General features: G+C 72.5%; 22 protein-coding genes and 2 pseudogenes. 9 read left to right on the top strand and 15 right to left on the bottom strand.

Features of this window, described 5'->3' with window-relative positions; genetic code table 11:
- Positions 1–12: 12 nt before the first annotated feature.
- The gene (locus tag ACFVT1_RS11415; protein WP_389794297.1) at positions 13–678 is read left to right on the top strand and encodes an O-methyltransferase; all 666 of its coding nucleotides are present in this window, start codon (positions 13–15) and stop codon (positions 676–678) included.
- A gap of 217 nt (positions 679–895) precedes the next feature.
- On the opposite strand, the gene ACFVT1_RS11410 is transcribed toward ACFVT1_RS11415, so the two are convergent.
- Positions 896–1,063, bottom strand: coding sequence for a DUF3117 domain-containing protein (locus ACFVT1_RS11410; RefSeq protein ID WP_003966491.1), 168 nt, complete (start codon positions 1,061–1,063; stop codon positions 896–898).
- A gap of 313 nt (positions 1,064–1,376) precedes the next feature.
- Between ACFVT1_RS11410 and ACFVT1_RS11405 the strand changes: the two genes are divergently transcribed.
- Complete coding sequence (locus ACFVT1_RS11405; RefSeq protein WP_389794296.1) at positions 1,377–2,189, top strand: enoyl-CoA hydratase/isomerase family protein; 813 nt, start codon at positions 1,377–1,379, stop codon at positions 2,187–2,189.
- 13 nt (positions 2,190–2,202) lie between these two features.
- On the opposite strand, the gene ACFVT1_RS11400 is transcribed toward ACFVT1_RS11405, so the two are convergent.
- Positions 2,203–2,790: a DNA-3-methyladenine glycosylase I gene (locus ACFVT1_RS11400; protein WP_389794295.1), complete on the bottom strand. Its 588-nt coding sequence runs from the start codon at positions 2,788–2,790 to the stop codon at positions 2,203–2,205.
- Positions 2,787–3,272 (bottom strand): DivIVA domain-containing protein, encoded by a 486-nt coding sequence (locus ACFVT1_RS11395; protein ID WP_389794294.1) that lies wholly within the window; start codon positions 3,270–3,272, stop codon positions 2,787–2,789. The genes ACFVT1_RS11400 and ACFVT1_RS11395 overlap by 4 nt, the downstream gene beginning before the upstream one ends.
- A 109-nt stretch (positions 3,273–3,381) precedes the next feature.
- Between ACFVT1_RS11395 and folP the strand changes: the two genes are divergently transcribed.
- The gene (gene folP / locus ACFVT1_RS11390; protein ID WP_389794293.1) at positions 3,382–4,254 is read left to right on the top strand and encodes a dihydropteroate synthase; all 873 of its coding nucleotides are present in this window, start codon (positions 3,382–3,384) and stop codon (positions 4,252–4,254) included.
- Positions 4,255–4,362: 108 nt separating this feature from the next.
- Here folP and ACFVT1_RS11385 read toward each other — a convergent pair whose 3' ends face one another.
- Together ACFVT1_RS11385 and dapE are read right to left on the bottom strand one after the other, a co-directional pair.
- Positions 4,363–5,121: a TIGR00730 family Rossman fold protein gene (locus ACFVT1_RS11385; RefSeq protein ID WP_389794292.1), complete on the bottom strand. Its 759-nt coding sequence runs from the start codon at positions 5,119–5,121 to the stop codon at positions 4,363–4,365.
- 100 nt (positions 5,122–5,221) lie between these two features.
- Complete coding sequence (gene dapE, locus ACFVT1_RS11380) at positions 5,222–6,301, bottom strand: succinyl-diaminopimelate desuccinylase (RefSeq protein ID WP_389794291.1); 1,080 nt, start codon at positions 6,299–6,301, stop codon at positions 5,222–5,224.
- A gap of 80 nt (positions 6,302–6,381) precedes the next feature.
- Here dapE and ACFVT1_RS11375 point away from each other — a divergent pair, with 80 nt between their 5' ends.
- Together ACFVT1_RS11375 and ACFVT1_RS11370 are read left to right on the top strand one after the other, a co-directional pair.
- Positions 6,382–7,335: a hypothetical protein gene (locus ACFVT1_RS11375; RefSeq protein WP_389794290.1), complete on the top strand. Its 954-nt coding sequence runs from the start codon at positions 6,382–6,384 to the stop codon at positions 7,333–7,335.
- A gap of 349 nt (positions 7,336–7,684) precedes the next feature.
- The gene (locus ACFVT1_RS11370; RefSeq protein WP_389794289.1) at positions 7,685–8,098 is read left to right on the top strand and encodes an ATP-binding protein; all 414 of its coding nucleotides are present in this window, start codon (positions 7,685–7,687) and stop codon (positions 8,096–8,098) included.
- A 91-nt stretch (positions 8,099–8,189) separates the two neighbouring features.
- Here ACFVT1_RS11370 and dapC read toward each other — a convergent pair whose 3' ends face one another.
- Complete coding sequence (dapC, locus tag ACFVT1_RS11365) at positions 8,190–9,284, bottom strand: succinyldiaminopimelate transaminase (RefSeq protein ID WP_389794288.1); 1,095 nt, start codon at positions 9,282–9,284, stop codon at positions 8,190–8,192.
- A gap of 182 nt (positions 9,285–9,466) precedes the next feature.
- Positions 9,467–9,787 (bottom strand): ferredoxin, encoded by a 321-nt coding sequence (gene fdxA / locus ACFVT1_RS11360; protein WP_362200440.1) that lies wholly within the window; start codon positions 9,785–9,787, stop codon positions 9,467–9,469.
- A gap of 117 nt (positions 9,788–9,904) precedes the next feature.
- Between fdxA and ACFVT1_RS11355 the strand changes: the two genes are divergently transcribed.
- Positions 9,905–10,906, top strand: coding sequence for a GNAT family N-acetyltransferase (locus tag ACFVT1_RS11355; RefSeq protein WP_389794287.1), 1,002 nt, complete (start codon positions 9,905–9,907; stop codon positions 10,904–10,906).
- Between the two features lie 22 nt (positions 10,907–10,928).
- Positions 10,929–11,786, top strand: a complete 858-nt coding sequence (locus ACFVT1_RS11350) for a tetratricopeptide repeat protein (RefSeq protein ID WP_389794286.1) — start codon at positions 10,929–10,931, stop codon at positions 11,784–11,786.
- 143 nt (positions 11,787–11,929) lie between these two features.
- Here ACFVT1_RS11350 and ACFVT1_RS11345 read toward each other — a convergent pair whose 3' ends face one another.
- From ACFVT1_RS11345 to ACFVT1_RS11335, 3 genes and pseudogenes are all read right to left on the bottom strand, one after another.
- A complete protein-coding gene (locus tag ACFVT1_RS11345) occupies positions 11,930–14,383 on the bottom strand; it encodes a HelD family protein (RefSeq protein ID WP_389794284.1) in 2,454 nt (817 codons plus the stop codon).
- A gap of 129 nt (positions 14,384–14,512) precedes the next feature.
- Positions 14,513–15,475, bottom strand: a pseudogene (locus ACFVT1_RS11340) (GTP-binding protein); the annotation flags it as partial.
- Positions 15,474–15,635: pseudogene (locus tag ACFVT1_RS11335) on the bottom strand (GTP-binding protein); the annotation flags it as partial. The pseudogenes ACFVT1_RS11340 and ACFVT1_RS11335, both read right to left, overlap by 2 nt.
- 321 nt (positions 15,636–15,956) lie before the next feature.
- Between ACFVT1_RS11335 and ACFVT1_RS11330 the strand changes: the two are divergent.
- Positions 15,957–16,490, top strand: coding sequence for a sugar O-acetyltransferase (locus ACFVT1_RS11330; protein WP_389794592.1), 534 nt, complete (start codon positions 15,957–15,959; stop codon positions 16,488–16,490).
- Between the two features lie 486 nt (positions 16,491–16,976).
- Here ACFVT1_RS11330 and ACFVT1_RS11325 read toward each other — a convergent pair whose 3' ends face one another.
- Positions 16,977–17,918: a hypothetical protein gene (locus ACFVT1_RS11325; protein ID WP_389794283.1), complete on the bottom strand. Its 942-nt coding sequence runs from the start codon at positions 17,916–17,918 to the stop codon at positions 16,977–16,979.
- A 281-nt stretch (positions 17,919–18,199) separates the two neighbouring features.
- Between ACFVT1_RS11325 and ACFVT1_RS11320 the strand changes: the two genes are divergently transcribed.
- Positions 18,200–18,922 (top strand): class F sortase, encoded by a 723-nt coding sequence (locus ACFVT1_RS11320; protein ID WP_389794282.1) that lies wholly within the window; start codon positions 18,200–18,202, stop codon positions 18,920–18,922.
- A gap of 154 nt (positions 18,923–19,076) precedes the next feature.
- Here ACFVT1_RS11320 and ACFVT1_RS11315 read toward each other — a convergent pair whose 3' ends face one another.
- From ACFVT1_RS11315 to ACFVT1_RS11300, 4 genes are read right to left on the bottom strand one after another with little or no spacing between them, the layout of a single operon-like run.
- Positions 19,077–19,688: a response regulator transcription factor gene (locus ACFVT1_RS11315; protein WP_389794281.1), complete on the bottom strand. Its 612-nt coding sequence runs from the start codon at positions 19,686–19,688 to the stop codon at positions 19,077–19,079.
- On the bottom strand, positions 19,685–20,881 hold the full coding sequence (locus ACFVT1_RS11310; protein ID WP_389794279.1) for a sensor histidine kinase: 1,197 nt from the start codon (positions 20,879–20,881) through the stop codon (positions 19,685–19,687). Before ACFVT1_RS11310 ends, ACFVT1_RS11315 begins: the two co-directional genes overlap by 4 nt.
- Positions 20,878–21,633: an ABC transporter permease gene (locus ACFVT1_RS11305; protein WP_389794278.1), complete on the bottom strand. Its 756-nt coding sequence runs from the start codon at positions 21,631–21,633 to the stop codon at positions 20,878–20,880. Before ACFVT1_RS11305 ends, ACFVT1_RS11310 begins: the two co-directional genes overlap by 4 nt.
- On the bottom strand, positions 21,627–22,565 hold the full coding sequence (locus ACFVT1_RS11300; RefSeq protein ID WP_389794277.1) for an ABC transporter ATP-binding protein: 939 nt from the start codon (positions 22,563–22,565) through the stop codon (positions 21,627–21,629). The genes ACFVT1_RS11305 and ACFVT1_RS11300 overlap by 7 nt, the downstream gene beginning before the upstream one ends.
- Positions 22,566–22,849 lie beyond the last annotated feature (284 nt).

Here is a 22,849-nt window from a genome sequence, read left to right as displayed (position 1 = left end):
ATACAGTCACCGTTGCGCCAACTACGGGGACAGGAGAGGGTCATTACCGCCAACCGGCAGACGAGCTGGGCGTTCGCCGACGCCTTTGTCGCCGAGGACGAAGCATTGCACTGGGCCCGGGACCGGGCCCGGGAGGCAGGGCTCCGCCCGGTGTCGCCAGGTACTGGCGCCGCGCTGCGCTTGCTCGCTGCCACGACGGACGCCAAAGCGGTGGCCGAAATCGGCACCGGGACCGGCGTGTCCGGGCTCTATCTACTGCACGGCATGCGGCCCGACGGAGTGCTGACCACGGTCGACCCCGAGCCCGAGCGCCAGCAGTTCGCCCGGGAGGCGTTCCGGGCCGCGGGGTACGCCGCCAATCGGGCCCGCTTCATTCCCGGCCGCGCCCTGGACGTGCTGCCGCGGCTCGCCGACGGCGGATACGACCTCGTGTTCTGCGACGGCGACCGGCTGGAGAGCCTGGACTGCCTCGCTGAATCGTTGCGCCTGCTGCGGCCGGGCGGTCTGGTCTGCTTCGAGGGCGTCTTCGCGGACGGCCGGACGATCGACTCCGCGGCGCAGCCCGCGGAGGTGCTGCGGCTGCGGGAGCTGCTGCGGGCGGTACGCGAGAGCCAGGAGCTGATGGCGACGCTGCTGCCGGTGGGCGACGGCTTGCTCTGCGCGGTGCGGAGGGGCTGACACCCCCGGGTGCGGGGACGGGGGCAAGGACCTGCCCCGTCCGGCGGTCGCGGATGCCCTCGGCCGCCGGACGGGGCAGGTCCTGCCGCCGCGGCGTCCGAAACACCCGGCCGACTCGGTCCGCGGGCCCGGTTCCGTCGGCGCACCGGTGGCGGACGCGTCGCTGCCCCGGCACGGGTACCGTGCCGGGGCAGCGAAGAAGTGTGGGCGCCTCTGCTCAGCCGACGACCTTCTTGAGGGCATCGCCGAGGGCATCGGCCTCGTCCGGAGTCAGCTCCACGACAAGCCGACCGCCGCCTTCGAGCGGAACGCGCATGACGATGCCCCGCCCCTCCTTTGTCACCTCGAGCGGGCCGTCGCCCGTCCGCGGCTTCATGGCCGCCATGCTCGTTCCCCTTCCTGAAACCAGCTCATCGCAACCGGCGGCCCCATGACAGGCGCTGTGTCACCGGCATCGAACACATTGCTTCCAGGCCATTATCCCGCATCACAGACCCCGATGACCAACATCGGTCTGCATCGCTTGCGCAACGCGCTCTCTCAAAACCACCCAATTCGGCGATCCAGCTGCGATACTCCGCCCTCTTCCCCCCTCCAACGGAGCGCAATTGTTAGACGCAGGTCACATGTTGTCTCCGCCCCGGGTCGGCCATGCTTGCCTGGACAGGCATTGCCCGAGGTGCAGAGGGGACAGCGAAATGGCCGACCAGTTGGCGGACAGCGTGCTCTACGACGTGAGCGACGGGCTCGCAACGATCACGATCAACCGTCCCGACGCGATGAACGCCCTGAACACCGCGGTCAAGGTGGCGCTCCGGGAGGCGCTGGAGTCCGCGGCGGCCGACACCGCCGTACGGGCCGTCCTGCTCACCGCGACCGGGCGTGCCTTCTGCGTCGGCCAGGATCTGAAGGAGCACGTCGGCAAGCTCGACGAGGCCCGTGAGTCCGGTGGCGGCAATGCGCTGAGCACCGTGAAGGAGCACTACAACCCGATCGTGCGGGCCCTCACCGGGATGCCCAAGCCGGTCGTGGCCGGGGTGAACGGGGTCGCGGCCGGCGCCGGTTTCGGGTTCGCGCTGGCCTGCGACTACCGGGTGGTCGCCGACACCGCCTCGTTCAACACGTCCTTCGCCGGAGTCGCCCTGACGGCCGACTCGGGCGTCTCCTGGACGCTGCCCCGTCTGATCGGCCGGAGCCGCGCCGCCGACCTGCTGCTCTTCCCGCGTTCGGTCTCCGCGCAGGACGCCCACGAGCTGGGCATCGTGAACAAGCTGGTGCCCGCAGCCGACCTGGCCGCCGAGGCCGCCGCCGTGGCCCGCGCCCTGGCGTCCGGTCCCACGGTGGCGTACGCCTCGCTCAAGGAGTCCCTGGCCTACGGCGCCGCCCACACGCTGAGCGAGGCGCTGGAGAAGGAGGACGAACTCCAGACGAAGGCGGGCGCGTCCGAGGACCACACGATCGCGGTGCAGGCGTTCCTGGACAAGGAGAGGCCGAAGTACCTCGGGCGGTAGCCGTCCCCCGGGTCTACGCCCCGGTGCCGCGCGCCACGCAGTCGGCCAGATGGTCGTCGACCAGCCCGCAGGCCTGCATCAGGGCGTAGGCCGTCGTCGGTCCGACGAACCGCAGCCCGCGCTTCTTGAGGTCCTTGGCCAGTGCCGCGGACTCCGGGGTGACCGCGGGCACGTCCGCGACGGTGCACGGGGCCGGGCGGCCGGCCGGGTCGGGGGCGTGGGACCAGATCAGCTCGTCCAGCTCGCCGGGGCTCCAGTCGGCCAGCACCTTGGCGTTGGCGAGGGTCGCCTCGATCTTCGCCCGGTTGCGGATGATGCCGACGTCGGCGAGGAGCCGCTCCTTGTCGGCGTCGGTGAACTCCGCCACGGCGGGGATCTTGAACCCGGCGAAGGCGGAGCGGAAGCCCTCGCGGCGGCGCAGGATCGTCAGCCAGGAGAGGCCCGACTGGAACGCCTCCAGGCAGAGCCGTTCGAACAGGGCGTCGTCGCCGTGGACGGGCCTGCCCCATTCGGTGTCGTGGTACGCGAGGTAGTCCTCGGTGGAGAGCCCCCAGGGACAACGCAGTCCGCCGTCCGGGGCCGTTTCCGCGCCGCCGCTCATCGTCGGGGCTCCTCTCCGGGTCGCTGGGTGGGTCGGGGAGGCTGCCCCGGATCCGGCCGGGGTTCGGTCCGGGTCTCCTGAGAGGACGCCTCCCACGGCGCCCTCGGACGGTCCCCGGGCGGCTCCGGGGGCAGCTGCGGCCGGGCCTCCGGCCGCTTGAGGAGATCGGGGCCGCCGACCGCGGTCGCCTGCGCCCCGGCCAGCGCCGACTCCAGCTCCGCGATCCGCGCGTCCCGCTCGGCCAGCTCGGCACCGAGCCGGTCGAGTACCTCGTCGACATCCGTCATGCGGTAGCCGCGCGCGGCCACCGGCAGCCGCAGCTCCTCGACGTCCGCGCGGCCGACCGGACGCGTCTCGGGCAGCGGGTCGGTCAGTTGCTCGGGCGCCACGTCCTGCAGGACGGCACTCTTCCCCCCGCCGACCACCGCGAGGGTGACCGCGGCCACGACCACCACCATCGCCAGCAGCAAGAACCAGAACACGCGCATCTCCCCGGAAGCGGAAACCTGTCCGGCTCCGATCGTGCCATGCGGCACCGACAGTTAGGGTCGCAGGCGACCCACGGGCGATCTACCAGAGGAGAAACACGGGATGCGAAGCGGTGCGCTCAGGCTGGGGCGGCGCGAATTCGGTGCGCACGAGCCGGTGATCATGGCGATCGTGAACCGTACCCCGGACTCCTTCTACGACCAGGGCGCGACGTTCCGGGACGAACCGGCGCTCGCCCGGGTCGAGCAGGCGGTGGCGGACGGCGCGGCGATCGTCGACATCGGCGGGGTGAAGGCGGGCCCGGGTGCCGAGGTGACCGCCGAGGAGGAGGCCCGTCGCACGGTGGGGTTCGTCGCGGAGGTGCGGCGCCGTCACCCGGACGTGGTGATCAGCGTCGACACCTGGCGCCACGACGTCGGCGAGGCGGTCTGCGAGGCCGGCGCTGACGTGCTGAACGACGCGTGGGGCGGCGTCGACCCGAAGCTCGCGGAGGTCGCCGCGCGGTACGGGGCCGGCCTGGTGTGCACGCACGCGGGCGGCGCCGAACCGCGGACCCGGCCGCACCGGATCGCGTACGACGACGTGATGGCGGACATCCTGCGGGTGACGGCCGGACTGGCCGAGCGGGCGGTCGGGCTCGGGGTGCGGCCGGACGGGATCATGATCGACCCCGGTCACGACTTCGGGAAGAACACCCGGCACTCGCTGGAGGCGACGCGCCGGCTGGAGGAGATGACGGAGACCGGGTGGCCGGTGCTCGTATCACTGTCCAACAAGGACTTCGTCGGGGAGACGCTCGACCGGCCGGTGAAGGAACGGGTGATCGGGACGCTGGCGACGACGGCCGTGTCGGCGTGGCTGGGGGCGCGGGTGTACCGGGTGCACGAGGTGGCGGAGACGCGGCAGGTGCTGGACATGGTGGCGTCCATCGCGGGGCACCGGGAGCCGGCGGTCGCGCGGCGCGGGCTGGCGTGAACGATCGGGGCCGTGCCCCGCTCCCCGGCGGCCGGACGGGCCTGATCCTGCCGCCGTTCGCGGCGGGCCGGCCCGTCCGTGCGGACGCCAGGGATTACGGGACAGCCCTCAGTGGCCGACCCGGCCGACCTCCTTCGTGACGAGGTTGACCGCCTCGTCCACGTCGTCGGTGACGTGGAACAGGAGCAGGTCGCCCTCGGACGCCTTGCCCTGTGCCACCACCGTGTCCCGCAGCCAGTCCACGAGCCCGCTCCAGTACGCGGTGCCGAACAGCACGATCGGGAAGCGGGTGACCTTGCCCGTCTGGACGAGGGTGAGGGCCTCGAAGAGCTCGTCCAGGGTGCCGAGGCCGCCCGGCAGGACGACGAAGCCCTGCGCGTACTTCACGAACATCGTCTTGCGGACGAAGAAATAGCGGAAGTTGACGCCGATGTCGACGTGCGGGTTGAGACCGGACTCGAAGGGCAGCTCGATGCCGAGGCCGACCGAGACGCCCTTCGCCTCCCGCGCCCCCTTGTTCGCCGCCTCCATGGCTCCGGGGCCGCCTCCGGTGATCACCGCGAAGCCGGCCTCGACCAGGGCCTTGCCGATCCGTACGCCCGCCTCGTAGTCCGGCCCGCCGACCGGGGTGCGGGCCGAGCCGAAGACGCTGATGGCGCTCGGCAGCTCGGCGAGGGCGCCGAACCCTTCGACGAACTCCGACTGGATGCGCATCACCCGCCACGGGTCGGTGTGCACCCACTCGGAGTCGCCCTCGGTGTCCAGCAGCCGCTGGTCGGTGGTGCCGGGCTGTACCTGGTCCCTGCGGCGCAGTACCGGCCCCTGCCGCTGCTCCTCGGGGACCTGCGCTCCCTCGGGGTTGCCCATGACCTGCTCCCTCCGACGACGATCGATGACCATCACCGATGACCATCCGTGTCAGGTCAGGGTAGATCCACCGAGGTTACGGCGAGGGGAATGCCGTGGGTCAGCTGGTGAGCCAGGAGCGGAGCCGCTCCTCGCAGTGGGTGATCCGGTCGACCACCACGTGCTCGTCCCGCTTGTGCGCGAAGAGCGGGTCGCCGGGTCCGTAGTTCACCGCGGGAATGCCGAGGGAGCCGAAGCGGGAGACGTCGGTCCAGCCGAACTTGGGCCGGGCGGTGCCTCCGACCGCCGCCATGAACGCCTTGGCCGCCGGGTGGGAGAGGCCGGGCATGGCCGCGCCCGAGTGGTCGTCGACGGTGAATTCGACGACGCCGCAGTCCGCGAAGACCTCGTGGACGTGGGCCAGGGCCTCCTCGGCGGTGCGGTCGGGGGCGTACCGGAAGTTGACGACGACGGTGCAGGCATCGGGGATGACGTTGTTGGCGACGCCGCCCTCGATCCGTACCGCGTTCAGGCCCTCGCGGTATTCGAGGCCGTCGATGACCGGGCGGCGCGGTTCGTACGCGGCGAGGCGGGCCAGGACCGGCGCGGCGGCGTGGATGGCGTTGGACCCCATCCAGCCGCGCGCGGAGTGGGCCCGCTCCCCCTCCGTGCGGAGGAAGACCCGCAGCGTGCCCTGGCAGCCGCCCTCGACCTGCGCGTCGGAGCCCTCCAGGAGGACCGCGAAGTCGCCGGTCAGCCATTCGGGGTGGGCGGCGGCGACGTGGCCGAGCCCGTTGAGATGCGCGGCGACCTCTTCGTTGTCGTAGAAGGCGAAGGTGAGGTCGCGGTTGGGCTCGGGCACGGTCGCGGCGATCCTCAGCTGCACGGCGACACCCGACTTCATGTCGGAGGTGCCGCAGCCCCACAGCACGCCGTCGTCGTCGAGCCGGGACGGCACATTGCCGGCGATCGGCACGGTGTCGATGTGTCCGGCGAGTACGACCCGTTCGGCACGGCCCAGGTCCGTCCGCGCGACGACGTTGTTCCCGTGCCGGTCGACGGTCAGGTGCGGCAGGGTGCGCAGCGCCGACTCGATCGCGTCGGCGAGCTCCTTCTCCTGCCCGCTGACCGACGGGAAGTCGACGAGCCGGGCGGTGAGCGCGGGGCCGTCCAGAGTGAGGTCAAGCGTGCTTTCAGGCATGGAACCGACCCTAAGGGAACGGAACAGGACCTGATGGACTGGGCCCTCGGCCCGGTCCTGTACTCCAGTACGGTGGCCCCGTGCCCCGGACCGTCTCCCCCCGCAGAAACACCGGCCGCAGTCGCCTCCGCCGTGCCACGGCCGCCCTCGGCGTCCTCGCCGTGCTGGGCGGCTATCTGACCGTGCAGTACATATCGGGCAACCAGGGCGCCGAAGGGTGCACCGTGGAGTCCGCCGACGGTTCGGCCGGCAAGAGCCGTACGTACTGGCTGACCGCGGAGCAGGCCTCGAACGCCGCGACGATCTCCGCGGTCGGCTCCTCGCGCGGGATGCCGGAGCGCGCGGTGACGATCGCGCTGGCGACGGCGTTGCAGGAGTCGGGGCTGCGCAACATCGATCACGGCGACCGGGACTCGCTGGGGCTGTTCCAGCAGCGCCCCTCGCAGGGCTGGGGCACCGAGAAGCAGATCCTGGACCCGGTCTACTCCGCCGGGGAGTTCTACCGGCACCTGGCCGAGGTCCCCGGCTATTCGCGGCTGCCGCTGACGGTCGCCGCGCAGCGGGTCCAGCGCAGCGGCTTCCCGCAGGCGTACGCGAAGCACGAGCCGGACGCGGCGTTGCTGGCGGCCGCGCTGACCGGCCGTACGCCCGCCGCGCTGACCTGCACACCGCCGCGGGCCACGGCCGCGCAGGCCGACGCGGCGCGGGTGCGGACGCAGCTGGTGCGCGCCTTCGGCAAGGACGTGCTCCCGCCGGAGCAGCTGTCGGCGCGGGCGGACGGGAAGGGCGCGGCCGGTCCGCCGGCGAGGGTCGGGAGCACCGTCTCGGTGCCGGTGCGGGCGGCCCGCCCCGCCGGGGACGACGACCCGTCGCGGCGCGGCTGGGAGCTCGCACACTGGGCGGTCGCACAGTCCGAGACGCTCCGGCTGGACGAGGTCGCGTATGCGGGCCGGGTGTGGAAGGCGGGGTCGGGATGGCGGACGGAGCACGGGGAATCGGGCACCGCCGAGGTCCGCATGCGGCTCGTTCGGTAGCCGCCCCGCACGAAAGCCGCTCCACACCACCTCATGCGGCAGTCGTTCAGTAGTACGGAAGGCCACCCGGAGGCGTGGTCCGCGCCTCTCGGGACATCCTCTCGCACAGCGGTTCCCGTCGCCTGTCCCCCGATCCCCAATTCCCCTGCGCGCGAAGAGAAGTGACGGTTCATCGGACTGTTCGGGAAGGGGTCGTGCGTCCGGGTTCGTCCATGGCGGATTATGTGACGCATTGCCGACTCTTTACCTCGGTGCACCGCAACCTCCCCCGCCCTTACGACGGTTGTCATTGCGTCCGATCAACGGACAGACCGATTCGTCACTTTCCTCATTCCGTCGAAGGAGCATCATGTCCCTCCCCCTGACCCGCCGGATCGCCCGTGCCGCGCTGCTGATCGCCGCGGGTGCGGCCCCCGTGGTCGGTGCGGCCGGAGCCGCAGGTGCCGCGGGGCTCCCGCAGACCCCGGAGCTCGGCGGTCTGACCACCGTCGACGGCGCCGGCCTCGGCAAGACGGTCGACGGCGCGTCGCAGCAGGGCACCAAGGCGGCGGGCGAGACCGGCGGCAAGATCGTCGGGACGACCCTCCCGGCGGCGGGCAAGACCGTCGGCAAGGCCGGTGCCCAGGCCGCCCCCGCCGTGCAGAACGCCGCCGGCGGTGCCGCGGGCAGCGCGGGCGAGGTCCTCGGCAGCGCCGCCGGTGCCGCGACCCAGGGCGGCCTGCCCACCCAGGGGCTGCCCACGAAGGGGCTGCCGATCGGCTGACCCGCACCGGCCACCGGCCGGCACATCACACGCGAGGGGCCTCGGGAGTGCGCACTCCCGAGGCCCCTCGCGTGTGATGTGCCGTCGGCCGTCAGGCCAGTCGCTTGACCGCGGCGGCCACCCGCTCGTCCGTCGCCGTGAACGCCACGCGCACGAAGCGGTCACCGGCGGGCCCGTAGAAATCGCCCGGCGCCACCAGGATGCCGAGTTCCGCCAGGTACGCCACGGTCTCCCAGCAGGGTTCGTCGCGCGTCGCCCACAGGTAGAGGCTCGCCTCGCTGTGCTCGATCCGGAAGCCGTGGGCCTCCAGCGCCGTGCGCAGGGCCGCGCGCCGCTCCGCGTACCGGGTCCGCTGCTCGGCGACGTGCTCGTCGTCACCGAGCGCCGCGACCGCCGCGGCCTGGACCGGGGCGGACGTCATCATGCCGCCGTGCTTGCGGATCAGCAGCAGCTCACCGAGGACGGACGCGTCGCCCGCGATGAAGGCCGCGCGGTATCCGGCCAGGTTGGAGCGCTTGGAGAGCGAGTGGACGGCGACGACGCCCTCGTACGTGCCACCGCAGACGTCCGGGTGCAGCACGGAGACGGGTTCGGCGTCCCAGCCCAGCTCCAGGTAGCACTCGTCGCTGAAGACCAGCACGTCGTGCTCGCGCGCCCAGGCGACGATCCGGATCAGCTCGTCCTTGGACAGGACGCGGCCGGTCGGGTTGGACGGGGAGTTGAGCCAGAGCAGCTTCAGGCCGGCCGGGTCCAGCTCGGTCGGGTCGTCGTAGACGACGGGCTCGGCGCCGCAGAGCCGGGCACCCACCTCGTACGTCGGGTAGGCGAGGCGCGGGTACGCCACCCGGTCGCCCGAGCCGAGACCGAGCTGGGTCGGCAGCCAGGCCACCAGCTCCTTGGAGCCGACGACCGGCAGGATGTTCTCGTGTGCCACGGAGACCGCGCCGAGCCGCCGCTCCACCCAGCCGGTGATCGCGTCCCGCAGCTCGGTGGTCCCCCACACCGTCGGATAGCCGGGGCTGTCCGCCGCGGCGACGAGCGCCCGCTGGATCAGCTCGGGCACCGGGTCGACGGGGGTGCCGACGGACAGGTCCACGATGCCGTCCGGGTGGGCGGCGGCCGTCGACTTGTAGGGCGCGAGCCTGTCCCAGGGGAAGACCGGGAGACGGGAGGAGACTGCGGACACGGATCTCTGCTTTCTCGTACGGGGATGACGAGGCCCGGTCGGGCCGCGAGGGGCACTCGCCTCGACGAGGTCCTCGGGCTCACGGGCTCTGCTCGGTCACGGGCCGTCCGGCGGCACAAACGCCTCGGTCCCGCACGGGGACGAGCCGTACGGGACCGGGGCGGCGCACGTGCCGGCGCCGACTACTGGTTCTGCGGCGGCAGAGCGGCGATGAACGAGTGGTCGCGTTCGATCAGGCCCAGCTTGGAGGCACCACCGGGCGACCCGAGGTCGTCGAAGAACTCGACGTTCGCCTTGTAGTAGTCCTTCCACTCCTCCGGGGTGTCGTCCTCGTAGAAGATCGCCTCGACCGGGCACACCGGCTCACAGGCTCCGCAGTCGACGCATTCGTCCGGGTGGATGTACAAGGACCGCTGGCCCTCGTAGATGCAGTCGACGGGGCACTCTTCGATGCAGGCCTTGTCCTTCACGTCGACACAAGGCTGCGCGATGACGTAGGTCACGCTGTCGTTCCTCCTCGGTAGGGCGTTGGCTCTCGCGCGGGAGCGCGGCGTCGTCGATGCCCACACCTAGTATCTCCGTTCCCGGGCACGAACCGAACAGGAGGGGCGGAGAGAGCTGTGGAATTCACCGTCGGCGGACAACTCGAAGTCCGAATTACACCGGCTGACGTGGGCAAACGGGTATCAGTCCGGCGCATGTCGGAGCGTGGGTCGCAAGGGGCGAAATTCACCGACACGGTCGGTGTTCTCACATCGTGGGATCACGGTGTGCTGTCGATCACAGCGAAGAGCGGTGATTCCGTCCGCATCACGGAATCGACGCTGGTGGCGGGCAAGGTCGTGCCCGCAGCCCCGGCCCGGCGGCGCGGCCCCTCGGCCTCCTTCGACGAGCTCGCGCCCGTCTGCGCCCGCGCCTGGCCGCCCGAGGAGAGCGAGCCGCTGGGCGACTGGCGGCTGCGCGCCGCCCGGGGCTTCACCCGGCGCGCCAACTCCGTGCTGCCGCTCGGCGATCCGGGCATGCCGCTCGACGAGGCGCTCGGACACGTCGGGCGGTGGTACGCGGAGCGGGACCTGCCCGCGTACGTCCAGACCGCGACCGGCGCCGAGGGCACCCAGGAGCTGCTCTGTGCCGAGCTGGAGGAGCGCGGCTGGCGGCGCGAGGTGACGGCCGAGGTACGGATCGCCGCACTGGCGCCGATCGGGGATCTCGACGCCGAGGTGTCCCGGGTGCGGCTGAGCCGGGACCTCGACGAGGCGTGGCTCTCCCGCTACCAGCGCTTCGGGACTCCGGGGCCGCACGTCCTGAAGGTGCTGCGCGGCGGCCCGTCCGTGTGGTTCGCCACCGTGCCCGGCGAGGCCGGGGGCGCGGCGCCCGCCGCGATCGGGCGGTGTGTGGTGGACGGGCGCTGGGCCGGTTTCATGGCAGTCGAGGTGGACCCCGCGCAGCGGCGCCGGGGTCTCGCCTCCGGCGTGATGGCCGCGCTCGCCCGCAAGGCCCTGGACGAGGGCGCCTCGGCGGCGTGGCTCCAGGTGGAGACGGACAACGCCGGGGCGCGGGCGCTGTACGAGGGCATGGGGTTCACGGTCCATCACCGGTACCACCACTTCCGGTCGGCGTGACGGGGCGGGGCGGGCGAACGTGATGAGTCCTCACCGGCCTGACGGGCCCGGACGCCCCGGGCGTGACGAGTGGTGCCGGCAGTTCGCCGAGGAGGCGCGCGCCGAGCGGCCGGACCTCGCGCTGCTCTGCCTGCTGCTGGGCGCGGTGGCCGACCCGGCGCTGGGCACGGACGGGATCGACGCGGCGCAGATCGAACTGGACGAGCTGGCGGGCCGGCTTCCGTACGGGGTGCGGGGCGGCCGGGCCTGGGCCTCGGCGCTGGCCGGGCTGCTCGGCGAGCGGTGCGGCTTCGCGGGCTCGTCGGCGGACTACCAGCGGCTGGAGTCGTCGCTGCTGCACGAGGTGCTGCGGCGGCGGCGCGGGCTGCCGATCCTGCTGTCCGTGGTGTGGATCGAGGTGGCGCGGCGGGCCGGCGCGCCGGTGTACGGGGTGGCACTGCCCGGCCATTTCGTCGTCGGGTTCGGCGATCCGGCCGAGCGGGTGCTGGCCGACCCGTTCGACGGCGGTCGCCCGATGACCGGGCAGGACGCGGAGCTGCTGGTGGCGGGGGCGACCGGGGAGCCGCTGGAGGAGTCGATGCTGGTGCCCGCGCGGCCGCTGGAGATCATGCTGCGGATCCTGAACAACATCAGGGCGTGGGCGGCGGCCCGTCCGGAGCGGACGGATGTGGCGCTGTGGGCGGTGGACCTCTCCCTGCTGCTGCCCTCGCACCCGGCACGGCTGCGGTACGAGCGGGCGCAGTTGCTCGTGCAGAGCGGGCAGTTTCTGCGCGGGGCGGCGGAGATGGAGGCGTACGCGGATGTGGTCGACGGGGTCGAGCCCGAAGCGGCGGAAGCGATCCGGCGGAGGGCGCGGGCGGCGCGGGCGCTGCTGAACTAGGGCGCGGGATGCGTGGCCTCCCCCTCGCCCCGCCCTCCCGCCCCGTCACCCCCGCTCCGTCACCGCCGCTCCGTCACCGCCGCTCCGTCACCGCCGCTCCGTCACCGCCGCTCCGTCACCGCCGCTCCGTCACCGCCGCTCCGTCACCGCCGTTCCGTCACCGCTGCCGCCAGTACCTCGGGGGCCGGACCCTCGTGGACGATGCCCAGGCGTTGTGTCGCCCGGGTCAGGGCCACGTACAGGTCGTTCAGGCCCCGCGCCGAACGGCCGAGGACGGCCGCGGGGTCGGCCAGCAGTACCGCGTCGAACTCCAGCCCCTTGGCCTGTCGCACGCCGAGGACCACGACCCGGTTCTCCAGGTCGGGCTCCTCCCCGTACGCCGCCCCCGGCACCGCTCGGGCGACCGCGGCTCCCAGTTCGTCCCGCCGCGCGTCGGGGACGATCACGGCGAGCCGGCCCTCGTCGAGCGCCGCCGCCTCCTTCGCGGCCAGGTCGGCGAGGGTGCGGGCGGTGTCGTCGGTGCGCAGCCGCCAGGGGGCGACACCCGTCTCCCGTACGGAGCGCGGCGGTTCGAGCCCGGGGCCGAGCGCGGCGAGCACATCCGTGGTGGACGCCATGATCTCGGCGGGGGTGCGGTAGTTGACGGTGAGCGACGACTGCCGCCACCGGTCGCCGACGTGCGGGGTGAGCGCGGACGCCCACGAGGAGGCCCCGGCGGCGTCGCCGGTCTGGGCGACGTCGCCGACCAGGGTCATGGAACGGGTCGGGCAGCGCCGCATCAGCAGCCGCCAGGCCATCTGGGAGAGTTCCTGCGCCTCGTCGACGATGATGTGCCCGAAGACCCAGCTCCGGTCGGCGAAGGCCCGTTCGGCGACCGTACGGGAGGTGCGTTCCTCGTGGCGGCCGGCGAGGGTCCGCGCGTCGACCAGTCCGGCGAGGCCGCCCTCCTCCCCGTCCTCCCCGTCGCCCGCCGCGAGGTCCAGGACCCCCTGCGCGTACGCGACGCCCTCGGCCCGCTCGCGCGCGGCGGCCGCCTCGGCGGCACGGTCGTCCCGACCGAGCAGTTCGGCGGCCTCGTCCAGCAGCGGCACGTCGGCGGCGCTCCAGCCGGCGGCGCCGTCCGGTGCGCGGTACAGCAACTCCCTTTCCCTGTCGGTGAGTCCGGGCGCGGCGGCGGCCAGGCGCGCGCGCTGCCCGTACAGGTCGGTGAGGAGCTGCTGCGGGGTGAGGGGCGGCCACAGGGCGTCGAGCGCGGCCCGTACGTCGGCGTCCGCGGCGAGCAGGCGCCGGGCGTCGTCGATGTCCTGCGCCTCCGTACGTTCGCGCGCGGTGGCCGAGTCGTCGTCGCCGAGCAGCCCCGGCAGGGCGTCCAGATCGGCGCGTACGGCACGGTCGAGAGCGGCCTCGGCGAGCACCTCGGCGATGTCCGCCTCCAGCCGGTCGGTGAGGTCGCGGGTGGCTGCCACGGACCGCCGGGCGAGCGCGTCCACGATCTCGCGCCGGAAGACAGGCGCGGCCAGGTTGTGCGGCAGCCGGGTGGCGCGGGCGGTGTCGGCGGCGCGTACGCACTCCTCGTGGTCGAGGCGGACGACGTCCCCGTCGAACTCGACCGCGAGCCCGCACCCCGGCGCTGCCTCGGCAGGGCCGCTTCCCGCCGCGGCCGCCCCCGCCTCCCGGCCCGGGGCGGCCCCGTACCCGGGCGCCGTCGGCACCTGCCGGTCGCGCACCGCCGCGGCGATGACGCCCGCCATCTCCGTGCGCCCCTTGAGCTCGGCGGTCTCCGGTTCCTCGGCGCGGCCCGCGCGGACTCCCGGGTACAGCTCTCCGACGGTGGACAGCAGCACGCTGTTCTCGCCGAGGCCGGGCAGCACCTGGCCGATGTATCCGACGAAGGTGGGGTTGGGGCCGACGACCAGGACGCCGCGGGAGGCCAACTGCTGGTGGGTGTAGAGCAGATACGCGGCCCGGTGCAGGGCGACAGCGGTCTTGCCGGTGCCGGGCCCGCCCTGGACCACGAGAACGCCGCGGTGGTCGGAGCGGATGATCGCGTCCTGCTCGGCCTGGAGAGTGGCGACGATGTCGTGCATACGGCCGGTGCGGCCGGTGTCGAGGGAGGCGAGCAGGGCCGCCTCGCCGGTCAGCTCGCTGTCCGGGACGCCGTCCCGGTCGAGCACTTCGTCGTCGAGCCGGACGACCCGCCGGCCCCGGGTGGTGAGGTGGCGGCGTCTGCGCACCCCGTGCGGGGCCGCGGGCGTGGCGACGTAGAACGCGCGGGCTGCCGGGGCGCGCCAGTCGAGCAGCAGCGGGTCGTCGTCGGCGGACTCGGCGGGCAGCCCGATCCGGCCGATGTAGTGCTGCTCCCCGTCGCGCAGGTCGAGCCGCCCGAAGCAGAGCCCGTTCTCGGCGGCGTCGTACCGCGCGAGCTGTCCGGCGTACCGGGCGGCGGCCGCCTCCCGCTCCAGCCGCCCCTGCCGGGTGCCGCCGGTTTCCCGCAGCGCACCGGCCAGCTGATGCCCGGCGTGCTCGCGAAGGGCCTCCACGCGGGCGTGAAGCAGGTCGAGATGGTTCTGTTCGTGGTCGATCTCAGCTCTGGACAAGGGTGTACCGACTCCCTGCGGGCGGTGGCGGGCGGCAGGGAGTCAGGGTGCCTTACATCGGGGCAGAACGGGAGCCGTGCAGGTCCGGGCATGTGTGTACGGGCGGGGGACGGGCCCGGGAGTCCTGAATCAGTGCGTTTCTCCTCGTCCGGCGGTCCTGCGCACCGTGTGCAGCAGGTACTCCTTGCGGTTGAGCGGATCGCGGTCGGTGCGCGGCCGGTCCGGGGGCGTGCCCACGACCGCGTGAGAGGAGTCGAAGCAGGATTCCAGGACCCCTTCGCCGCGCGTGAGGGCCGGGAGCCGCTGTTGCAGTGCGTGGACCCGGGCCGCCGGAATCTCGCCCTCCAGCACACATGCGCTGCCGTGCGGGACCGGTGTCCCGGGGACGGCACGCAGCTGCGCGAGTACCGGCAGCAGCGGGCCGAGCAGGTCCGCGGGGAGCTCCGGGCGGAAGCGGTGCATCGGCTCGTACACCGTGGTCCCGGCCTGTTTCAGCGCGCTCATCAGGACCAGGGGGGTCAGGTTGCGGAAGTCTCCCGCCGTGCTCGACATGCTCTTGTCGAAGACCGCATGGGAATGGCTCTGCCGCGGCCAGTAGCCGGAATGCGTCAGAGTGACGGTGCAATCGGTCACCTGCAAACCGTGGATTCCCTGCCGCAGGGTCTCCCCGACGGTCTCCTCCACCGCTCTCATCAGCAAGAAGGGCATCGATCCGAGTTCCACCTCCAGCCGGTATTCGATACCGCTGCCGAACGGGGCGGGATCGACCCGGAGGCCGACGGTCGCCAGAAAGGGATTGGGGTCCTGGTCGATCACCTCGTACGCGGCCCCGCTGCGGTTCGGCCGTTCCAGGCAGATCGTCGTGGTCTCGCGGAAGGTGACGTCGATTCCGAATTCATCGGCGAGCGTCGCCTGGATGACCTCCTTCTGCACCTCGCCGTAGAGCGAGACGGACACTTCTTTCCGGATGTCGTCCTGGCGCAGATTGATCAGGGGGTCCTGCTCGGCAAGTCGGGCGAGCACGAAATGCAGCTCACCCCTGCTCGCCGGAGCGCAGGGGACCACGACCGATTCCAGCGTCGGCGGCGCGAACGCCGCGTTCCCGTTCCAGTGCCAGGGAATCGGTCCGGGTATTCCCGTCGTCGACGCTGCCGATCTCGTCAATGACTCCGGCGGCGTGGAGCAGCCGCTCGGTCAGGCTCGTCTTACCGGCGTCGACATGCGCCAGAATTCCCAGATTCAGCGTGTGCACGAAACTCCATGCCTTCGAGAGCGGTGGCAATTTCCGTCTGAATGAACATGAGAGTTCCGCACATGGCCTTCTCCTCGGTCGGTCGAGTGCTGCGAGGCAGTACAACAGGCGGGCACTCGCGCGACAACCGAATTACCGGCGCCCGGGATTACCGACGTCCGGGATTACCGGCGTCCGGGCGGGCGCGGCACGACGGCGGTGCAAATGACGGCGGGGTGCATATGACACTCTTTTCTGTCGTTGCGTCGTCGAGTCGTCACGTCGGGTCGAGCGCCCCGCCGAGCAGGAGGAAGAGAGAAAGTGACCAGTCAGAAGGAGCGCATGCTCGCCGGGGAGCCCTACATCGCCGACGATCCCGAACTGGCCGCCGACGCGCTGCGCGCGGCCGTGCTGAGCGAGCGGTTCAACGCGACGTCGGCCGCCGACCCGGACGGCCGGCGCGCCGTGCTCACCGAGCTGCTGGGCAAGCTGGGCGACGCGGTGGAGGTCCGGCCTCCGCTGCGGGTGGACTACGGCTCGCAGATCACGATCGGAGCAGGCACCTTCATCAACTTCGGCGCCGTCCTCCTCGACGTCGCGCCGATCACCATCGGGGCCGACGTGCAGATCGGCCCGAACGTCCAGCTCCTCACCCCGACCCACCCGGTCGAACCCGAGCCCCGCCGGGCGAAGTGGGAGGCCGCGCGGCCCATCACCATCGGCGACAACGTCTGGCTCGGTGGCGGCGTCATCGTCTGCCCCGGTGTGACGATCGGTGAGAACACGGTGGTCGGCGCAGGTGCGGTCGTCACGAAGGACCTGCCGGCCGGTGTGGTCGCGGTCGGCAACCCGGCCCGCGTCGTCCGGGAGATCTGAGCCGGCCGGAGCAGCCGGAGGAGCAGAGCGGCCGGCGTTCCGCCCCGGACACCGGGCCTCCTGACGACGGGACGACCGGGTGACGGGGTGGGGGGGACGAACCTCCTGACGACGGGGCGGCCGGGCGACCGGGCGACCGGGCGACCGGGCGACCGGGCGACCGGGCGACCGATCCTGGGGCGGCGATCACACCGGGAAAGCCGAGGACAAGCAGCACGGCTTCGGCGCGTCACCGGATCGCGTACGCCGTTGCGCGGATTCCACGGGGAGCCGCCGCACACGGTCCCATGGGCGCCGGGGCGCGCCCCCCGCACCAAAAGCATCTCCGTTCTCGCCTCAACTCACATGATTTACACCGGTGTTCATGCCGACCCAGGCCGATCGCGGGCCTCGTGGCCACCCCCGCCGCCGGGCGGAGATCTCGGCAAACGAGTGGATCACCGCCGCCCAAACCTCGCAGGGCACCGCATGCAATCCAACGGGTGATTATCGGCTTTTCGCCACCCGAAGGGCCCACCGCGTAGCTCCAATGCGGCGCTCCCCGATGGCGCGGGTCCGCATTCCGGCTGACGGTGGATCACGTCGCCACTGCTCCACATTGAGTCGACAGCCCGTCACTCTTCGCAGTCGCGGCGGAAGGAATGTGTTCAGATGCGCTCTGCCCGCACACTGTTCGCTTCGGCCGCTGTCACAGCGGTCCTCGCCATCACCGGCCCCTCCGCCTACGCCATGGTCACGGCGGCGGACTCGGGCCACAACAACGGCTCGTCGTCCTCGCGCGGCGACGAGAATGGAAGGGACGACAACGGCGACCGCGGCGGAGACCGCGGCGGTCGGGACGAAGGCGGCGACCGCGGCGATGACCGCGGCGGCCGGGAGGAGGGCGGCGACCGCGGCGGCGACGAGGGTGGTCGCGGCGGAGACGAAGGCGGTCGCGGCGGCGACGAGGGCCGGCCTCGCGGCGGCGTCCACGCCGGTGGCGGCTTCATGGCCCGGGTCGTCAAGGGTGACGAGGGCGGACGCGGCGGAGACGAAGGCGGACGCGGCGGAGACGAAGGCGGACGCGGGGGTGACGAAGGCGGACGCGGCGGCGACGAAGGCGGACGCGGCGGCGACGAAGGCGGACGCGGCGGAGACGAAGGCGGACGCGGCGGAGACCGCGGCGGCCGTGACGAGGGCCAGCCTCGCGGCGGCGTCCACGCCGGTGGCGGCTTCATGGCCCGGGTCGTCAAGGGTGACGAGGGCGGACGCGGCGGCGACGAGGGTGGTCGCGGCGGTGACGAGGGCGGCCGCGGCGGAGACGAAGGCGGACGCGGCGGCGACTACGGCGACGACGAGGGTGGTCGTGGTGGCGACGAGGGCGGTCGCGGTGGACGCGGCGGCGACGAGGGCGGTCGTGGCGAGGACACGCCGCGCGGCGGGGTGCACGCCGGTGGCGGCGGGATGGCGATGACCGGTAGCAGCCTGGCCGCCGGTTCGGCGCTGCTGCTCGGTGGTGTCGGCGTCGGCGCGTACAAGCTGCGCCGCCGTCAGTCGTCGGGGGGCGCGATCGCCTGACCGGGCCCAGCCCTCAGCCGGTCGTCACGTTGTCGCGGCCGCCGCCCCCGGGGCGGCGGCCGCGGCACCTTCGTTTCCCCACCGGTCCGCACCGGTCGAGCCCCAGCACACTTCGCTCCTCCCAGCACCGCGCAAGTGAAAGGCACGTTCCCATGGCCGCCCCGCAGTCGCCCGGCTCCACCTCCACCCGGACTGCCCCCGGATCCACACTAGGCCGCGCCTTGACGTGGCCCGCCGTGACAGCCGGGCTCGGCATGCTCCTCATCTACAACTCCTTCGGCACCTCGGCCGACGGCAAGCCGCCGACCCCGCCCGCCGCCGCGGTCGCACCCGCCGTACCCGAGGTCCTCGGCTCCCATGCCGCGCCCCGCCCCGTCGCCCCGTCGGGACGGCCCGCCGGCCCCGCGCTGCTGCGTTCCGTCCCGACGCGGCTGCAGATTCCGTCCCTCGGCGTCAACGCCCCGTTCACCGGCCTCGCCCTCGGCGCCGGCGGCCGGCTGAACCCGCCGCCCGCCAACGACCCGAACCTGGTGGGCTGGTTCAAGGACGGCGTCACCCCCGGCGAGCGCGGTGCCTCGATCGTCGCGGGCCACGTCGACACCCTGACGGGTCCGGCCGTGTTCCTCCAGCTTCAGTTCCTCAAGCCGGGTGCCACGGTCGACATCACCCGTGCCGACGGCTCGGTCGCCACGTTCAAGGTCGACTCCGTCGAGACGTTCAGCAAGGCGAAGTTCCCGGACAAGCGCGTCTACTCCGACACCGCGTCCGCGCAACTCCGCCTGATCACCTGCGGCGGCCCGTACAACAAGACCGCCAAGGACTACGAGGACAACGTGGTGGCCTTCGCCCACCTCGACTCCTCGAAGAACGGCTGACGGCCGACCGGTGGACGACGCCGCGATACGACCGCCCGCCGGGCCGGAAGCCGTACGGGGCGGCGCGGCCCCGAGCCCGTGCCGGCTTCCGTCCCGGCCCCGCACCGCGCGCGTACCGCCGCTGCTCCTCACTCCGGTGGGAGACGCGCAGGCGTCACAGCCAGCCCTTCTCGCGGGCGATGCGGACGGCCTCCGCGCGGTTGCGGACCGCCAGCTTCTGGATCGCCGTCGAGAGGTAGTTGCGGACCGTGCCCTGGGAGAGGTGGAGCGCGGCCGCCACCTCCGCGTTGGTGGAGCCGTCCGCCGCGGTGCGCAGCACATCGCGTTCGCGGTCGGTGAGCGGGTTCGCCCCGTCGGCGAGTGCGGCCGCCGCGAGGGTGGGGTCGATGACCCGCTCCCCGGCGAGCACCTTCCGTACCGCCGACGCAAGTTGGGAGGCCGGGGCGTCCTTCACCAGGAAGGCGTCGGCGCCGGACTCCATGGCCCGGCGCAGATAACCGGGGCGGCCGAAGGTGGTGACGACGACGATCTTCACGGCCGGGAGTTCGCGCCGCAGGACCGCCGCCGCCTCGATGCCCGTCATGCCCGGCATCTCGATGTCGAGGAGCGCCACGTCGATGCGGTGTTCGCGGACCGCGGCCAGCACCTCGTCCCCGCGGGCGACCTGGGCCACCACTTCGATGTCGGGTTCCAGACCGAGGAGTGCCGCGAGGGCCTCGCGCACCATGGACTGGTCCTCGGCGAGGAGGAGTCTGATCATGCTCATTCCGTGGATCCTAGGCCGGAACCGAGCGGGACACTCAAGGTCAGCGTGAAGCCTTTACCGGATCCGGAAGCAGAACCGGAACGGGATGTGCCGGACCGGGTGGTCAGCGTGCCGTCGACCGTGGCCAGGCGTTCGGCGATCCCGGTGAGGCCGTTGCCCGGTTCCGTACCCGCGGCTCCGACGCCGTCGTCCGCGACGGTGAGTTCGAGGACCCTGCCGTCGAGGGTCTGGCGCGGGGCGAGGGCGACCGCGCAGTGCCGGGCACTGCTGTGGCGCACCACATTGGTGACGGCTTCGCGCAGCGCCCAGGCGAGCACCTCCTCCGGCTTCTCGGGGAGGTCGTCGGGGGCCTCGGCCGAGACGTCGGCGGTGATGCCCGCGGCGGCGAGTGCGGTACGGGCTCCGGCCAGTTCGCCGGGGAGGGTCGGCCGGCGATAGCCGGTGACGGCGCTGCGTACGTCGACCAGGGCCTGGCGGCTGACCTGTTCGATGTCGGCGACCTGCGCGGCCGCCTGCTCCGGGTGGTCGGGAAGCATCCGCCCGGCCAGTTCGCTCTTGAGCGTGATGAGCGAGAGCGAGTGGCCGAGCAGATCGTGCAGATCGCGGGCGAGCCTCAGCCGCTCCTCGTTGGCGGCGAGCTGGGCGACGGTCGCGCGGGCCTCGCGGAGCTGGATCGTCGTGCGGATCATCTGCCGTACGCCGGTCATCGCGAACCCGCCGAGCAGCGCGGGGAAGACCAGGGCGGTGATGACCTCGCGGGAGTGCCCGTCGACGAGGCCGACGAGCACCAGGACGGCGGTGACCACGGGGATCAGCCAGCGGGCGGTGCGCAGCGGCAGCGTGGCGCCGACGGAGACCGCCACGTACACGAAGAGGACCAGCCACGCGGTGCCGAGCGTCAGGGAGAGGGTGACGGCGAGGGCGCCGAGGAAGGCGAGGGCGGACTGGACGACGCGCCGGTCGAGGGCCTTCACCGTGTGGCGGAAGACCAGCACCAGATAGGCGCCGACGAAGACCACCAGGCCGAGTACGCCCAGCGCGGTGCCCCACGGCGTGTGGCCGCCATGGGCCAGGTCCGTGACCGGTGCGCCCATGAACGCGAGCCAGATGCCGATCCAGAGCAGCTTGATCCAGACCTGTCGGCGGCCCGTGGGCGGGCGCCCGGTGCCCACGTACTCCTCCTCGTCGTTCACGCCTTCAGGGTGTCCTTCCGGTAGAGCCAGGCCGCGCCACCCGCGAAGATCAGGAAGTAGGCACAGAGGATGGCGACGTCCTTGGCGTGCGGCGACCCGCCCATTTCGATCGCCTGGCCGAGAGCAGCGTACGCGTGTGTGGGCAGCCATTCGGAAATGTTCTGGAGCCACTGCGGGAAGGTCGCGCTGGGCATCCACAGACCGCCGAGGATGGAGAGCCCGAAGTAGATGATCATCGTGATCGGGCGGACCGCGTCACCGCTGGCGAGGTAGCCGATGGCGACCCCGAGCGCGGCGAAGACCAGCGAACCGGCCCAGATGACTCCGGCCAGCGCGAACCACTGCCAGGTCTCCAGCCGCACGTGCTTGACGGCGGCGGCGACCAGGAACACGACCACGATGCAGGGCAGGGTGACCATCGCCGCGCTGGCGATCTTCGCCAGGACGTAGCCGCGGCTGGGCAGTGCGGTGAGCCGCAGCTGGCGGACCCAGCCCTTCTCGCGCTCCTTGGCGATGCGTTCGCTGTTGCCCATGAGGACGGCGGTCAGCGCGCCGAAGGAGGCCATCGAGACCATGAAGAAGGCCTGGAGGGTGAGGTCGCTGTTCGGGACCTTGTCCGTGGTGTTCTGGGTGCTGGAGATCAGCAGGTAGATCACCGACGGGTAGAGGACCGAGAAGAACATGAACTTCTTGTTCCGCAGGGTGCGGGTCACTTCGAGCCTGATCAGGGCCCACGAGAAGAAATTCAGCATGCGGTCCTGGCCTCCTCGGCCTCGGTGATGACGACGAAGGCCTGCTCCAGGCCGAGTCCCGCGACTTCGAGTTCGCGCGGGTAGAGGCCGAGCCCGTAGACCCCGTGGACGGTCGCGTCGGCGTTGTGCGACTGGATGCGGACCCGGTTGCCGGTGATGTCGAGCGTGGCGAGGAACGGCAGCCCGCGCAGCGCCGCTTCGTCGACCGGGCCCTCCAGCTCGAAGGAGATCCGGCGGGCCCCGGCCTTCGCCTTGATCTCGGCGGCGGTGCCGTCGGCCAGCAGCCGGCCCTTGTGGAGGACGAGGACGCGGTCGGCGATCACGTCGGCCTCTTCGAGGTAGTGGGTGGCGAACAGGACGGTGCGGCCCTGATCGGCCTGCTCGCGCATGGTGGCCCAGAATGCCTGGCGGGCGGTGACGTCCATGCCGGTGGTCGGTTCGTCGAGGACGATCAGGTCGTTGGCCCCGGCGGTGGCGAGCGCGAACCGTACGCGCTGCTCCTGGCCGCCGGACAGCTTGTTGACCATGCGGTCGGCGATCCGCGCGACACCGGCCCGGGACAGCACCTCGCCCACGGGGTGGGGCCTGGGGTGCAGATCGCAGGCGAGGCCGACCAGTTCCCCGACGGTGACGTCCTCCATCAGGCCGCCGGTCTGGAGCATCGCGCCGACGCGGCCGGCGGCGATGGCGCCCTGCGGGGTGGTGCCGAAGATCTGGACCGAACCGGAGTCCGCGGTGCGCAGGCCGAGCAGCAGATCCAGGGTGGAGGACTTTCCGGCGCCGTTGGGGCCGAGGAGCGCCACGGTCTCGCCGGGGTGCAGGTCGAGGGTGAGGCCGTCGACGGCGCGAACCGCTCCGTACGCCTTGCTGACCTGGTCGAAGCGGACCGCGGCGGTCTTCGCTCCGGTGGTCTCGCGAGCTGTCGTTGTCATGCGTCCAGCGTGGCGGAGCGAGGGGTGCGCCCGGCAGGGCCGCGCGTCGCGGAAACGGGATGACAGATGTCATGCGGAGGACGTGACGCCGGTGCGGTGCGGGCGCCCGAAGCCCTGTCGCTGGGCCTGCCGCGGGGTCTGCCGCAGGGTCTGTCGCTCGGCCTGTCGCACGGTTCTGTGGCGCCCCTGCCGCCGGTCCCTGCCGCCGGTCCCTGCCGCCCGGCCCCTGCCGCACGTCCCCTGCCGCACGGCCCTCCGGAGGTGCGCGCCCGCCGCACACGGCG

This window comes from Streptomyces sp. NPDC057963, assembly GCF_042887155.1.
Taxonomy (GTDB): Bacteria; Actinomycetota; Actinomycetes; order Streptomycetales; family Streptomycetaceae; genus Streptomyces.
This window is presented reverse-complemented; position numbering and strand designations above follow the sequence as displayed.

Excerpts from the sequence above, each read along its gene's own strand:
- ACFVT1_RS11410 (WP_003966491.1), bottom strand. The coding sequence starts at position 1,063 with ATGGCGGCCATGAAGCCGCGGACGGGCGACGGCCCGCTCGAGGTGACA.
- ACFVT1_RS11405 (WP_389794296.1), top strand. The coding sequence starts at position 1,377 with ATGGCCGACCAGTTGGCGGACAGCGTGCTCTACGACGTGAGCGACGGG.
- ACFVT1_RS11400 (WP_389794295.1), bottom strand. The coding sequence starts at position 2,790 with ATGAGCGGCGGCGCGGAAACGGCCCCGGACGGCGGACTGCGTTGTCCC.
- folP (WP_389794293.1), top strand. The coding sequence starts at position 3,382 with ATGCGAAGCGGTGCGCTCAGGCTGGGGCGGCGCGAATTCGGTGCGCAC.
- ACFVT1_RS11385 (WP_389794292.1), bottom strand. The coding sequence starts at position 5,121 with ATGGGCAACCCCGAGGGAGCGCAGGTCCCCGAGGAGCAGCGGCAGGGG.
- dapE (WP_389794291.1), bottom strand. The coding sequence starts at position 6,301 with ATGCCTGAAAGCACGCTTGACCTCACTCTGGACGGCCCCGCGCTCACC.
- ACFVT1_RS11370 (WP_389794289.1), top strand. The coding sequence starts at position 7,685 with ATGTCCCTCCCCCTGACCCGCCGGATCGCCCGTGCCGCGCTGCTGATC.
- ACFVT1_RS11350 (WP_389794286.1), top strand. The coding sequence starts at position 10,929 with ATGAGTCCTCACCGGCCTGACGGGCCCGGACGCCCCGGGCGTGACGAG.
- ACFVT1_RS11330 (WP_389794592.1), top strand. The coding sequence starts at position 15,957 with ATGCTCGCCGGGGAGCCCTACATCGCCGACGATCCCGAACTGGCCGCC.
- ACFVT1_RS11320 (WP_389794282.1), top strand. The coding sequence starts at position 18,200 with ATGGCCGCCCCGCAGTCGCCCGGCTCCACCTCCACCCGGACTGCCCCC.
- ACFVT1_RS11315 (WP_389794281.1), bottom strand. The coding sequence starts at position 19,688 with ATGAGCATGATCAGACTCCTCCTCGCCGAGGACCAGTCCATGGTGCGC.
- ACFVT1_RS11305 (WP_389794278.1), bottom strand. The coding sequence starts at position 21,633 with ATGCTGAATTTCTTCTCGTGGGCCCTGATCAGGCTCGAAGTGACCCGC.
- ACFVT1_RS11300 (WP_389794277.1), bottom strand. The coding sequence starts at position 22,565 with ATGACAACGACAGCTCGCGAGACCACCGGAGCGAAGACCGCCGCGGTC.